The organism is Streptomyces sp. NBC_00390, assembly GCF_036057275.1.
Lineage (GTDB): Bacteria > Actinomycetota > Actinomycetes > Streptomycetales > Streptomycetaceae > Streptomyces.
The window spans coordinates 7720974-7734528 of the sequence record NZ_CP107945.1 but is presented as its reverse complement, the minus strand read 5'-3'; the positions used below and the strand labels follow the sequence as shown (position 1 = coordinate 7734528).

The following is a 13555-nucleotide window of genomic DNA, read 5'->3' as shown; positions in this document are numbered from 1 at the left end:
ACCAGCCCATGTCCGCCGATACCCCACGGCAGTTCCATCTCAACGCGTTCCTGATGAACGCGGGCCACCACGACGCCGCCTGGCGCCACCCGCTCACCCAGCCCGAGCGGATCACCGATCTGTCGTACTTCCAGGAGCTCGCCCGTACCGCGGAGCGCGGCAAGCTGGACTCGCTGTTCCTCGCGGACGGCGTCGCCCTGTGGGGCAATGCCCGCTACAACGCGGTCGGCGGATTCGAGCCGCTGACCCTGCTGTCCGCGCTGGCCGTGGCGACCGAGCACATCGGTCTGATCGCTACGGTCTCCACCACGTTCAACGAACCCTTCCATGTGGCCCGGAAGTTCGCCTCGCTCGACCATCTCAGCGGCGGCCGCGCCGGCTGGAACATCGTCACCTCGGGCAATGTGGCCGAGGCGCGCAACTTCGGCAGCGAGGAGCACCTGGAGCACTCGCTGCGCTACGAGCGGGCCGCCGAGTTCCTCGACGTGACGCGCGCCCTGTGGGACAGCTGGCGGGACGACGCGGCCGTCATCGACCGCGAGCGCGGTGTCTACGCCGAGGAGGGCGCGGTCCGTGCGATCGACCACCGCGGCGACCACTTCCGGGTCGACGGTCCGCTCAATGTGCCGCGTTCACCGCAGGGCCATCCACTGCTGGTGCAGGCCGGATCGTCGGAGGACGGGAAGGAGTTCGCTGCGCGGTACGCGGAGGCGGTGTTCACCGCCCAGCAGACGCTCGCCGACGGGCAGACGTTCTACAAGGACCTGAAGTCGCGCCTGGCGAAGTACGGCCGCACGGCGGACCAGTTGAAGATCCTGCCGGGGATCTGCCCGGTCATCGGAGGCACCGAGGCCGAGGCCCGGGCGCTCGAGGACGAGCTGACCGATCTGCAGGTCCCCGCGTACGGTCTGCAGCAGCTCTCCGGGATGCTCGGCACCGATCTGACCGGTCTGCCGCTGGACGGGCCGCTGCCCGAGCTCCCCGAGGAGCGCGACATCAACGGCAACAAGTCCCGGTTCACGCTCGTGGCTGAGCTGGCCCGGCGCGAGAGCCTGACCATCCGCGAGCTGATCGCCCGGCTCGGCGGCGGCCGCGGGCACCGGGTGTTCGCGGGTACGCCGGAGCAGATCGCCGACCAGCTCGAGGAGTGGTTCACCCAGGGAGCGGCGGACGGCTTCAACATCATGCCGCCGTATCTGCCCGGCGGCCTCGACGACTTCGTCGACCATGTCGTGCCACTGCTGCAGCGGCGGGGGCTGTTCCGCACCGAGTACGCGGGGCGCACGCTGCGCGACCGCTACGGCCTCGAGCGGCCCGCCGGCCGCGCGGCCGCCTGATTCCGCCCGACCTTCCCGTCCACCGGTTCCATCCGTAGAGAGGCAGCATTCCCATGACCAGTACCGGTTTCGTCGTGTAGGCGTACGGAACCGGCTGCTGGGGGGTGCTTGACCTGCAAGTTTCTCTGATTCACGACGAGTTGTTCTCCCAGCGTGGGAGCACGGTGGGAGCACTACTCTTTCTTGTTCACCGTAGGTTGGGGGTCATGGCGAACATTGTGGAACGTGCGTGCAAGGACGGAACCGTGACCTTTCAGGTCCGCTGGCGAGAAGGTGGGCGCGGGGGCCGCCAGCAGAACGAGAAGTTCGGCAGCCGGCCGTCGGCAGAACAATTCAAGAAGCTGGTCGATGCCCACGGTCAGCAGTGGCCTCGGGGCTGGGTCCGCGGCCATGGATTCGCAGAACCGGAGACCTATCCGGATGACGTTCCACTGGTTGAATGGGCCTACCGGTGTGTCGATCGGCTCACCGGAGTGGACGAACTCACTCGCGAGGACTATCGGCGGGAGATACGCCTCCACATCTCGCTGGCTCGCCACACTCTGCCGACTGGTGCGTTAGTTCCCGCGACAATCTGCAACCTGACGGCTGACGACGTTCGTGACTGGATACGGCTGGAAGAATCCGGTCTCAGAGACCCGCAGGACCCCCAGCGATGGGTGAGAAAGCCTGCGCATCCCAAGTCGCTTGCTAAGCGACACGGACTTTTGCACTGCTTCGTGCAAGCAGCAGTCGAAGCTGAGCCGCAGCTGCGTACCAAGAACTGTTGCCAGAACACTCGGCTCCCTCGCGTGGACCACCTGATCGAGGAGGAGATGACATACCTTGAACGCGGCGAGTACCTGCGCGTTGCAAGCGAGATCTGGGACCCTCACGCACGGGATCTCACCGACTGGCTTGTAGGTACCGGGATGCGGTGGGGTGAGGCCACTGCGCTGCAGGTCCGGGATCTGAATCTGAACGCTGCCGTCCCGACTGCCAGTGTGCAGCGTGCTTGGAAGCGGGCTGCGACGGGGAGCGGGCGGTCGTTCTTCCTCGGCCCTCCTAAGACGAGGAAGGCGCGGCGGGTGATTGCGCTGTCGCCCTCGCTGGCAGAGATTGCGCGGCGCAGGGTGGTCGGGCAGTCGGCCGAGGCGTTCGTGTTCCGAACCGATCTTGGTAGGCCCTGGTTGCACGCGAACTTCTACCAACGCCGGTGGCAGCCGGCTGTCGAGGCAGCTGTTCAGAAGGGCTTGCAGAAGCAGCCTCGCATCCATGACTTGCGGCATACGCATGTTGCGTGGCTGATCGCAGCGAAGATCCCGTCCCCGGCGATTCAGGCGAGGCTTGGGCACGAGTCGATCACCACGACGATCGATCGCTACGGGCATCTCCTGAGGGAGTTGGACGGTGAGATCAGTGAGGCGGTGGAGGCTGCGATGGCGTCGGCGAGTCCGGAGACGGGGTTGCGTTTGTTGGCCTCTGGCTGAGGAGGGCTTCTGGAAGGCGTGTCGTCAGGAACAGGCGGGCGTCCTCTGATGATCTCGGTGGAACCCGACGCTTCAAGCGCAGCGGCTCGTCCCTTTCGTTCAACTCGCTAGGCTGGGGCTTGGCGCGGGGGCGCTGTCAGGAGAGTCGGGAGAGTCCTGCGTGCCCTGCGCCATCCCTAGCTGTTGCATCGTTTTGCCGTCGGTCTGCTCTCATCGCGGCTGCGTCCACGTGGTTGCCTGCCCTGGGCAGGCGGCACGATGACGATCCTTACCTACGCTCAGGCTGCGGAACGGTTACGCGTCCCGGAGCGATGGTTGCGCCGCAATATCAGCCGGCTGCCCCACAGTAAGAAAGGGCGGGTGGTGACGTTCACTGAGGACGATCTGTCTGCCATCGAATCGATGCATCACGTCGAGCCGCCGCCTTCGGCCGTCGTCGCGGGTTCCGATCTTTCCGCACTGCGACCCCTGCCGGCGCGGAGGTCCGTGGTCCGCACAGGATCCTCATAGTGTCTGAGGGAAGAGGCTGATAGTCGCTGCGGCTCTTCCAGCAGGAAGAGTCGCGCGCAGACGCCATCGAGGTTCCCTGTGTCGCTTGTTTTGGGGTCGTTGGCCAGGACATCGTCGCGCCGGTCTCTACGTCCTCGATCGCCCGTCGAACGCCCCTTTCCGCTGCCGGTTGTAGGGCCCTTCCACGAACCGAAGCGGCGGGCAGATCCATACACGGCGAGCCCGTGCGGTACTTCCAGGCGATGGCACCGATCAACCAGGTCGCTCTCGGCGCTCTGCGGACTCGAGTTGCGTACGCAGATGCGTAGCTCAGGTTGCCTGCTGACGGCGGAGAGCCCGGTACGGCGGTACCGGGCCCTTCGCTGTGCCTCTCCGGCCGCTGCTCCTGTGGCTGATGCGGGTGGCCTCTGGCCTCGTCGTCGCTGGGTGACGAGGCCAGAGTTGGTTGTGCCGTTCAGTGGAAGCTGACGTAGCCGTTGCCGTCGCGGTCGTTTCCACTCTTGGTGTAGGAGTGGACGTCGGCGCGGCTGCCGGTGGGCTTGTAGAGGTAGATGGTGTCGCGGTCGTTGTTCCACATGAAGTTGCAGTTGTCGCGGTAGACGACGTTGCTGCTGTCGGAGTCGGTGCCGTTGCCGCCGCGGAGTTTCACGTAGTCGCCGGGCTGCAGGTAGTGGTTGGCGGTGAAGGTGAAGCGGTTGCCCGCGGCGTCCTTGACGACGTATCCGCGGAGGTTGACGGTCGCCGAGGACGAGTAGTTCTTGATGGTCAGGTACTCGTCGCGGGTGTTGCCGGTGGAGCAGCTGTTGGAGTCCCTGCCGGGTGCGTCGTACTGGATGCCGCGGATCTTGAGTGCGGAGGAGTATTCGGCGGCCTGGGCCGGGCTCGCGGTCAGTGCGGCGAACGTTCCGGCCACGACGGCGGCGGTGATGACGGCATGGGTACGCAAGGGTGAGGTCCCCCCTCATTAGTGCTGATGAGCGGCAGAAGCCTACATACAAGACTGTTGTGGTTTCAATCATCCCTGACGGCTCCGGGTCACGGTGCCTCGCAGCCGGACGGGACCGGTTGCCGGGGGCCGGGGCAGTGGAACGGGCGTGCCGGGCAGGTCAGGCTGCCCGGCACACAGTTCAGGGTCCGCCGGCGAGGGGGTGCGTCTGCTGTCCAGGTGCAGACGGCCCGGCCACCGGCCGGTTCGGCTAACGGCGGTGGGACTGGCGGCCCCACGCTTCGGTGTCGACGGTGCGGCGGTGGTCGTCGCGCAGGGTCGCCTTGTCGGAGCGGTTGTCCCACACGTAGTGCCGGAGGTCCTGGTAGAGGTCAGTACGGGTGTCGCGTCCGAAGCCGGTGTGGATGCGGACGGTTGCGCGGCCAGCGAGACGGTAGTCGTCGAAGCGGTAGCGGTTGCCGTCGCGGTCGCGCAGCGTCCAGCCGTCCAGGTCGACCGAGCGGCGGGACTTGTTGGTGATCTCGACCCACTCGGCATTCAGGGAGCGGTTGGAGCCGTTGTCGCGTCCGGGGCTGTCGGCCTGCACGGCGCTGATCTCGACCCGCGGGTGCCGTTGGCGGTCGCCGTCGTGGGCGGAGGCCGGCAGGGCGACGGCGGATACGACGGCGCCGGCCGCGAGGATGGTCGCCGCGAAACGGCGGGCGGTCGAAGAAGCAGACATAGCTGATGTCCCCTCAAGAAACAGGCCTCACCAGCCGATACAGGCTGGAGGTGGCGATGCGGGTTCCCGGCCCGGTGCAGGCCGAGGACCCAAACTGTGGAGCTTCGGTGGAGCCTGCGACAGGCCGACCGGAGCCGGTTACCGTATGCGGACATTTCCGTAACCATCACCTGCATGAGGCACGCATCTGCGGCGGGCGTGGCCCTGACATTCACTGACCGCTACACCCACCCGTTGAATGATCAACAGCAACCGCTTGCACGCTCCGGCGCACGACCGGTTGCGCCGCCCGGCGCATCATCCGAACAGCGGACGCGATCTTGGTAACAGCCGTTCTGCACGTTTCTTCGCACACCCAAGCCGGCTTCGCACGCCAGGGCGGGCACCACAGGGGGCTCCTGCCGCGACGAGGGAACCCGACAGGAGCCGTCACCGGACCGCCTGCCCCGGCCTCAGCCGTCAACACCCGCATCCGAGAAGGCTTCAGGTGTCGCCCATCCCGGCGAACCGCGCCCCTCGGCCGAACCCGGGCCCAGGCGTCGGCGTCACGCCGGACGTGGAAGCGCCCGGGCCGCGAAGCCGAAGGACAAACCACGGGTCGAGCGGCCGATGCCCCATGTCCGCGACTCGTTCTGGCGGGGCACTGGAGGCGGCCGAACTGCCGCCCTTGCCGACGACTCCGTTCGTGCTGGCTCGCTGGTCGACGGCCACGGTTGGCCCGGACATCCACATCAAGGTCGGCCGCACCCTCTACTCCGCGCCCTGGAAGCTAATCGGCCGCAAGGTCGACGTCCGTTCCACTGCCACCATGGTCCAGGTCTTCCACGACGGCCAGCTCGTCAAGACCCACACCGCCCTCGACCAGGGCAAACGCACCGACAAGAGCGACTACCCGCCCGCCGTCGTCGGCAAAACCACCACGATCGCTGACGGCGGCTATCCCGGCACCGGACTCGTCATGCCTTACCGCCACGGCAAGGGCGAGGACCTGCCCGACAACACATCCCACAAGCAGGTCCGCGCGCCCGCGGCGAGCACGTCTTTGCCTGCATGAAGACCTGGAAGATCCTCCGCGACTGCCGCCTCAAAGGCGACGGCGTCCACCACCCCATGCTCGGGATCGCCCGCCTGCACAACCTCGCTCGCCGCATGGCGATGATCAGCTCAGACCCACACTTGGAAGGTAGGACAAGCTCAGTGCGGCGGCTCATCCGCCGCCCCACGATCGACGATCAACTCGAACGCCACCACCAATGCCTCCGGCGCCACAAGAGCCATCGCTCCCAAACACTCCACCCATCGCGCCACCGTCAGCGCCTCAATAAGAAACCCGTGGCCCCGGGATGATGCCCCGTAGCACTCCGCCAACCGAGAAAGGGCGCGGACCTGGTGCTCGGGGTCAGTGAGGGTGCGGGCAATCTCAACAGCGGTCCGATGGTGGCCGGTTCTGGCCGCGGCCTGCGCGGCGGCGGTCAAGGCCTGGGTCCGCTGCTCGGGGTCGGTGAGGGTGCGGGCAATCTCGGCGGCCTCGCGCGCAATCCCGGCGGCGCTCTCATGGTCTCCGGCTCTGCCTGCTGCCTCGGCGGCAGCGGTCAGGGCATGGGCCTGCTGCCAGGGGGGCGTAAGGGTACGGGCAAGGTCAGCAACTTCGCGCGCAATCCCGGCGGCAGTCCTGCGGTCTCCAGCTCTGGCCGCGGCATCGGCAGCGGCGGTCAGGGCATGAGTCCGCTGTCCGGGATGGGTGAGGGCGCGGGCAATCTCGGCGGCGCTCTGATGGTGGCCGGTTCTGGCCGCGGCCTGCGCGGCGGCGGTCAGGGCCTGGGCCCTCTGCCCGGGGTCGGAGAGGGTGCAGGCAAGGTCAGCAACTTCGCGCGCAATCCCGGCGGCGCTCTCATGGTCTCCGGCTCTGCCTGCTGCCTCGGCGGCAGCGGTCAGGGCATGGGCCTGCTGCCAGGGGGGCGTGAGGGTACGGGCAAGGTCAGCAACTTCGCGCGCGATCTCGGCGGCGGTCCGGCGGTGGCTGGCTTTGGCCGCGGCCTGGGCGGCCGCGCTAAGAATGCGGGACTGCTGCCCGGGGTCGGTGAGGGTGCGGGCAATTTCGGCGGCCTCACGCGCAAGGTCGACGGCGCTCTCACGGTCTCCGGCTCGGACCGCCGCCTCAGCGGCAGCGGTCAAGGCCCGGGCCTGCCGCAAGGGGTCGGCGAGGGTGCGGGCAACCTCGGCGGCCTCACGCGCAAGGTCGACGGCGCTCTCACGGTCTCCGGCTCGGACCGCCGCCTCAGCGGCAGCGGTCAAGGCCCGGGCCTGCCGCAAGGAGCGGTCGAGGGTGCGGCCAATCTCGTCAACGGTCGGGGTGCCAGCAAGATCGGCGACGGTCCGATAATGGCCGGCTCGGGCCGCGGCCTCGGCAACGGCACCCCGGACCCGTGACTGCTGCCCGGGGTCGGTGAGGGTGCGGGCAATTTCGGCGGCCTCACGCGCAAGGTCGACGGCGCTCTCACGGTCTCCGGCTCGGACCGCCGCCTCAGCGGCAGCGGTCAAGGCCCGGGCCCGCTGCCCGGGGTCGGCGAGAGTACGGACAATATCCGCGGCCTCACGCGCAAGGTCGACGGCGCTCTCACGGTCTCCGGCTCGGACCGCCACATCGGCAACACCAATCAGGGCCTCGGCCCGCTGCTCGGGGTCGGTGTCGGCGAGAGTACGGACGATATCTGCGGCGCCCTCATGGTCTCCGGCTTCGCCCACAGCCTGGGCGGCAGCAATCAGGGCGTAGGCCCGCCGCGCGGGGTCGGCGAGGGTGCGGGCAACCTCGGCGGCCTCGCGGGCAATGTCGACGGCGCTCTCACGGTCTCCGGCTCTGCCCGCCGCCTCAGCGGCAGCAATCAGGCCATGGGTCCGCTGCTCGGGGTCGGCGAGAGTACGGACAATATCCGCGCCGCTCTCATGGTCTCCGGCTTCACCCACAGCCTGGGCCGCAGCAATCAGGCCATGGGTCCGCTGCTCGGGGTCGGCGAGAGTACGGACAATCTCGGCGGCCTCGCGCGCAAGGTCGACGGCGCTCTCACGGTCTCCGGCTCGGGCCGCGGCCGCAGCAACAGCAATCAGGGCCTGGGCCCGCTGCTCGGGGTCGGCGAGAGTACGGACAATATCCGCGCCGCTCTCACGGTCTCCGGCTCCGGCCGCCGCCTCAGCAACAGCAATCAGGGCCTCGGCCCGCTGCTCGGGGTCGGCGAGGGTACGGACAATATCCGCGGCGCTCTCATGGTCTCCGGCTTCACCCACAGCCTGGGCGGCAGCAATCAGGGCGTAGGCCCGCCGCGCGGGGTCGGCGAGAGTACGGACAATATCCGCGGCCTCGCGCGCAAGGTCGACGGCGCTCTCACGGTCTCCGGCCCGGCCCGCCGCCTCAGCGGCACCAATCAGGGCCTGGGCCCGCCGCGCGGGGTCGGCGAGAGTACGGACAATATCCGCGGCCTCGCGCGCAAGGTCGACGGCGCTCTCACGGTCTCCGGCTCTGCCTGCTGCCTCAGCGGCAGCGGTCAGGGCATGGGCCTGCTGCCAGGAGGGCGTGAGGGTGCGGGCGAGGTCAGCAACTTCGCGCGCGATCTCGGCGGCGGTCCGGCGGTCTTCGGCTCTGGCCGCGGCATCGGCCACACCAATCAGGGCCTGGGCCCGCCGCGCGGGGTCGGCGAGAGTACGGACAATATCCGCGGCCTCGCGCGCAAGGTCGACGGCACTCTCACGGTCTCCGGCCCGGCCCGCCGCCTGAGCAACAGCAACAGCAACCAGGGCCTGGGCCCGCTGCTCGGGGTCGGCGAGAGTACGGACAATATCCGCGCCGCTCTCACGGTCTCCGGCTCGGGCCGCGGCCGCAGCAACAGCAACCAGGGCACGGGCCCGCTGCTCGGGGTCGGCGAGAGTACGGACAATATCCGCGGCCTCGCGCGCAAGGTCGACGGCGCTCTCACGGTCTCCGGCCCGGGCCGCGGCCGCAGCAACAGCAACCAGGGCACGGGCCCATTGCTCGGGGTCGGCGAGAGTACGGACAATATCCGCGGCCTCGCGCGCAAGGTCGACGGCACTCTCACGGTCTCCGGCTCGGACCGCCGCCTCAGCAACAGCAATCAGGGCACGGGCCCGCTGCTCGGGGCCGGCGAGAGTACGGACAATATCCGCGGCGCTCTCATGGTCTCCGGCTGCCGCCAACGTCTGGGCTACTGCTGCGATCCGATTGGCTCGCGTGCTGCTGACCGGATGGGCGCGAGCGAGCGCGGCAGCCCGGTCGGCGTGTCCGAGTCTGGCCCACAGAATCACCAGTTCCTGTGGGACGTTGCCAGTGTGGTCATGGAGCCTGTCGCGGTGGATGGCCAGGCGCAGTGCTGTGGCGACGTCGGCCGCAGTGGCGTCGGTGGTGGCGTGTAGGAGGTCGAGGGCAGCCTGAATTTCGGTAAGGGCGTCGAGGTCGGCGCCTGTGGTGAGCCAGAGACGTTCGTGGCGTGCGGGGTCGGTGGCGAGGGCGGCGAGGCGGGGCCCGTCGCGCCCGGTGCGTAGGAGTTGGGTGTAGCCGCGGAGGAGGTATTCAGGGGTGTCGGGGGGCCAGCCCGCGCGGTGGTAGTGGTCGGCCCATGTGTGCAGGCGCTGGCGGTAATGGTCGAGTTCGGTGTCGGTGATCAGGTCCAGGGCAGACTTCTGAATCTGTTCGTGGCCGAGGAGGTAGACCTGTTCGGCGCTATGGACTGCGGAGCGTGTGCGAAAGACGCGTCCGTCCACGGCTCTGAGTTCGCGTTCTACCCGTACGGGTCGGGTACCGGCGAGGTGGGCGAGGTCGGCGCCGGTGAGTCCGCCGGCGGCGGAAACCAAACCGACCAAGTCGCGGCCCAGGCCACCGTTGTCCAGCAACCGCAGGAGACCGTCTTCGGCCTCGCGGCGGACGGCTTCCGCGTGCGGGGACCTCTGTAGTTCCCGGTTGATGTCTGTGCTGCGCAGGGGATGGCCTGTCGGAACATCGTCGGGGACGGGCGGGTTGGGGCGTCCGGCGAGCAGGACACGCATGCCCGGGGGTGGGTTGCGGGGCAGAAGGGCAGCGATGCTGTGGCTGTCGGGGCCAGTGGTGACGCCGCGGTCCTCGTCGAGGCCGTCGAGGACCAGGATCAGCCGACGCCCATGCTGTCCGCAGTGGGCTGCGCTGCGTTCGAGTGCGTGTAGGAGTTGCGCGTCGCGGGTGTGTTCGGTGATGGGGGGTTGCTGTTCGCCGAGAAGTTCGTACAGCTGACGCGAGAGGACCTCGCAGAAAGCGGTGCGGTCGTTCTGCCGGGCGAGGCGGGCAGTGATGAAGAATGACACCACTGCGACCCCTTGGGGAGGATTAAGGACGAAGTGGGCCATCAGCGCGGTCTTGCCGGCCCACGGCGGCGCGAGCCACCGCCAGTACGGATGTTTGGCAGCGTCCTCGGGGCCGGACGGGTCGGGCTCAGTACAGAACGCGGCCATCGCCGCCAGTTCTGCTTCACGGCCTTGGAACTCGGATGCAGCCAGCTGCGCGACCTGGTGGCGGTATCCGGAGGGCACCACCTGCACGGGCGGAGCATGTTGGACCAGTTCGATGTTGGTGCGGGAGATGGTGTTGTGGTTCCCGGTCACCACGGTGTCGGCGTCGCCGCCGACAGCGACTGAGTGCTTCCCTTCGGCCCGGGCTGGCCCTCCAGCCGGGCCTGGGGCGGGCTCCGGGCTGTCGCCTCTGCGCTCCCCGGGTGTGGGAGTCACGGCTGGTTGCCGTCTCCGGTGACGGCGTCCGCGATGTCGCCGCCGGCTGCGACGCTTCTGTCGCCCACGGCGCGCACCGTCGGGCCGGAGGGGCTGCCTGGTGCGGCCCCTGCCGCCCGTTCTGTGAGTGTGGGCGCGGGGCCGAGGTGGTTGTTGTCGCCAGTGACCGCGCGTGCCACTCCTCCGCCGACGGCTATCGACCGCGCTCCCCAAGCCCCCACCTCGGATCCCGTGCCGTCATTGCGTATTAGGGAGAACACCGACACGGCAAGTCCCACTATCCCGGCAACTGCTCCGAACACGCTTGCCATCTGGTCCGCCGTATCCAGATCCCCCCACGCGGCGAGCGCACCCAGACCGACTGCCGCACCCCCGCCGACCGCGATCCCCACCCATACCGCGACATGTCGCCACCTTCTCATGTCACCCATGGTCTAATCTCAACCATGATCACTTCAGCCGGAACCCGGAATCGAAATCCCTTCCACTGAAGTGGTGTCAACGCGCCGCTGTCGTAAACCCAATGACTGATAGCACGGCGCCGAGCCTTGAGCTCGAGGAGTCTGTTGATGCCCTGTAGGGGCGCAGGGTTCCTGCGCCCCTACGGCCGTCAAGACTTGCGCTTAGCGGTTGCGGCGCGGCGCCTTTGGGTGGTGCAGGGCTTGGGCTGCAGGTCGGACGGCTCGCTGATGGTGGCGTCCTCGGGGTAGCTCGGGTTCTGTGGGCTGGGCTCTTCGCTGGCGTCCGCGTCCGCGTCGACCACGCTGTCGTGATCGAAACCGCCTGGTGCGCCGTCGGGGTCGGTATCGGGCGCGTGGTCGGCTCGGTCGGGGTCTCCGGCCGGGTCGGCGGGCTGGGTCTCCTGCTCAGCGGCTATGTCGGCCATGGCCCCCTCGAAGGTGGCGATCCAGGGCCGGTGTCCGACATAGAAGGGCTTCTGTTCGAAGGCGGGGAACAGCCGTTCGTGGAGCGTTTCGATGATGAGGTCTGCGGGTTCCTTGTCGGCGGGCTTGCCTTCCGTCCCGACGAGGGATACGGCGGCGTGGTAGTGCCTGCCTTCGGCGAGGCGTCCGGCAAGGTAGGTCTCGTGGACGGCCTTGGCCGCGGCGTCGGCGTCGTCCGCGAGAGGTGGGGTGGCGTTGCCGGTGATCCATAGCTGGACGGTGACTCCGCCGAATATGGGGCGGAAGCCAAGGCGGCTGCCGTCGATGTGGAGGAGGTGCGCGGCGCCGTCGGCGGGGGCGTCGGCATCGATGTTCCATCCGCTTCCGAGAGTTCTGGCGACGGTTAGGCCGGTCTCCTTGACGGCTGCGTCGGTGATCAGCATGTGTGCCTCCAAGAGGTCGTTGCGGTCTTGCTGGCCAGCTCCGTGTGAACGTTGAGCTGGCCGAGGGCGGGGTTGGAGCTGGTGACCCTGCCTTCTTCGCCGGGCTGGAGCTCGGTCGGCAGGGTGGTTGTAGGTCTGGTCGGGTTGCGGGTTAGCGGCCTCCGCAGCCGGCGTGGCCGCAGCAGCCGCAGAAGCCGCCGCGGTTGCATGCACAGGGGCAGGGCGTGCGGTTCATGTGGTTCCTTTGGTCGCGAGGCTCCCCCGATTCACGCTTTAATTTTATATGCATTCCAGGAAGGGGGCAAGATTACACGAGAAGAACTCCCCCACCCTGTCGTCTATTTGTGCACGTCAGCTCCTTGCTTGATGTCCGCGAGCAGAGTCTGAACCTTGCGCACGGCAGCAAGGACGGCGGCCTGCCCTCGGAGCTGATCGCGGCGCTCGTACGCCTCGCGCTGTTCCTTCAGGGCCTCACCGATGGGGTCGACCTGGTGCAGCGTGTCTCCGCATGCGACCACCACGTTCGGCCCAAGGCCCCAGAGGATTGCGTTGGCTGCGGCGCCGGCAGCCGCCACGGGATCGATGTCCGTCATCGCCCAGCCGAAGTCCGCAGGGTCGAGTTCGCGCTCACGCAGCAATTGAGCCGCCGCGCGGAACATGCCGCCAGTTCCGCTCGTCGGATCGTTGAAGGTCATCCCCGGTTTCGGGTCCATGTCGTCGAGCAGGAACCGGGCCATCATCTCGCTGACCTCGGGCGGTGTATGGAACTCCGCGAGCGCGTCCTTTGCACCCGTCGACCGCATGAACGTCACGAGCGTGCCGAGGATGTCGGTGGACGAGTTGAAGTACGGATCAGCACCGCTGGTCAGATGGAGCAGCCCGTTGGTGATCGCCTCATGCACTACGGCGCGCACCGCTCGCGCTCGTGTCCGGCTGGGTCTCTCGTCCTGGATCCACGCATGCAGGGGACTGGCTCGGTCGATGAGGTCGGGGCGCCGGATCCACCAGTAGGCCCAGCACTCATCAAACGCGGCCAAGAGGTCTTTGTCTCCGAGGCCCAGCCACCAGTCGGCCAGGAGCGGAGCGTCGGGCCCCTTGAGTGGCCATAGCGCGAGGGCCGCGACGACGCCGACGGGTATCTGGATGCTTTCGCCTCCATGCTCGCCGTGCCAGGCGGTGCTGATCTCGGCCGCGATCTGGAGACATTGCTTGTGCGGGTTGCCGCCCAGCGGGCGGTAGGTGCGCGGCTTCGCTGCCGTGGACACCGCCTTGTTTTGCTGGGGTGCGACCGGGTGGATGGTGACTGGTGCGGGCGCCGGCGGAAGGTCTGCTATGCGCGTGTTCGATCTTGCCGTGAAGGTGGCGGGCACCTTGCGCTTGTCGGCTGCGCCGAACAGGTCGAGCTGTTCCACGACTGTGCTCCGTTCGGTATGCGCTCGGTGGCTGTGGCCCCGGCTCGTTGAGCCAGGGGCCACAGCCGGT

General features: G+C 68.2%; 8 protein-coding genes and 1 pseudogene. 3 read left to right on the top strand and 6 right to left on the bottom strand.

Annotated elements, in window-relative coordinates; translation table 11 throughout:
- Nucleotides 1-8 precede the first annotated feature (8 nt).
- Both OHS70_RS34360 and OHS70_RS34355 read left to right on the top strand, forming a co-directional pair.
- Complete coding sequence (locus OHS70_RS34360) at nucleotides 9-1337, top strand: LLM class flavin-dependent oxidoreductase (RefSeq protein WP_328404064.1); 1329 nt, start codon at nucleotides 9-11, stop codon at nucleotides 1335-1337.
- 206 nt (nucleotides 1338-1543) lie between these two features.
- On the top strand, nucleotides 1544-2806 hold the full coding sequence (locus tag OHS70_RS34355) for a tyrosine-type recombinase/integrase (protein WP_328404062.1): 1263 nt from the start codon (nucleotides 1544-1546) through the stop codon (nucleotides 2804-2806).
- 964 nt (nucleotides 2807-3770) lie between these two features.
- Here the strand turns inward: OHS70_RS34355 and OHS70_RS34350 are convergent.
- The gene (locus tag OHS70_RS34350; protein ID WP_328404060.1) at nucleotides 3771-4262 is read right to left on the bottom strand and encodes a lamin tail domain-containing protein; all 492 of its coding nucleotides are present in this window, start codon (nucleotides 4260-4262) and stop codon (nucleotides 3771-3773) included.
- A gap of 250 nt (nucleotides 4263-4512) precedes the next feature.
- A complete protein-coding gene (locus OHS70_RS34345; protein ID WP_328404057.1) occupies nucleotides 4513-4983 on the bottom strand; it encodes a lamin tail domain-containing protein in 471 nt (156 codons plus the stop codon).
- Nucleotides 4984-5221: 238 nt separating this feature from the next.
- Between OHS70_RS34345 and OHS70_RS39190 the strand changes: the two are divergent.
- Nucleotides 5222-6126, top strand: a pseudogene (locus OHS70_RS39190) (Mu transposase domain-containing protein); the annotation flags it as partial.
- Nucleotides 6127-6177: 51 nt separating this feature from the next.
- Here OHS70_RS39190 and OHS70_RS34335 read toward each other — a convergent pair.
- The 4 genes from OHS70_RS34335 to OHS70_RS34320 all read right to left on the bottom strand — a co-directional run bounded on the left by OHS70_RS34335 (nucleotide 6178) and on the right by OHS70_RS34320 (nucleotide 13485).
- The gene (locus tag OHS70_RS34335) at nucleotides 6178-10626 is read right to left on the bottom strand and encodes an NACHT domain-containing protein (protein ID WP_328404055.1); all 4449 of its coding nucleotides are present in this window, start codon (nucleotides 10624-10626) and stop codon (nucleotides 6178-6180) included.
- 116 nt (nucleotides 10627-10742) lie between these two features.
- Nucleotides 10743-11168, bottom strand: coding sequence for a hypothetical protein (locus OHS70_RS34330; RefSeq protein WP_328404053.1), 426 nt, complete (start codon nucleotides 11166-11168; stop codon nucleotides 10743-10745).
- Between the two features lie 188 nt (nucleotides 11169-11356).
- A complete protein-coding gene (locus tag OHS70_RS34325; RefSeq protein WP_328404051.1) occupies nucleotides 11357-12073 on the bottom strand; it encodes a hypothetical protein in 717 nt (238 codons plus the stop codon).
- 338 nt (nucleotides 12074-12411) lie between these two features.
- A complete protein-coding gene (locus OHS70_RS34320) occupies nucleotides 12412-13485 on the bottom strand; it encodes an N-6 DNA methylase (protein WP_328404049.1) in 1074 nt (357 codons plus the stop codon).
- Nucleotides 13486-13555 lie beyond the last annotated feature (70 nt).

Coding starts and splice junctions, on each gene's coding strand:
- OHS70_RS34325 (WP_328404051.1), bottom strand. CDS start 12,073: ATGCTGATCACCGACGCAGCCGTCAAGGAGACCGGCCTAACCGTCGCC.
- OHS70_RS34330 (WP_328404053.1), bottom strand. CDS start 11,168: ATGAGAAGGTGGCGACATGTCGCGGTATGGGTGGGGATCGCGGTCGGC.
- OHS70_RS34360 (WP_328404064.1), top strand. CDS start 9: ATGTCCGCCGATACCCCACGGCAGTTCCATCTCAACGCGTTCCTGATG.
- OHS70_RS34345 (WP_328404057.1), bottom strand. CDS start 4,983: ATGTCTGCTTCTTCGACCGCCCGCCGTTTCGCGGCGACCATCCTCGCG.
- OHS70_RS34355 (WP_328404062.1), top strand. CDS start 1,544: ATGGCGAACATTGTGGAACGTGCGTGCAAGGACGGAACCGTGACCTTT.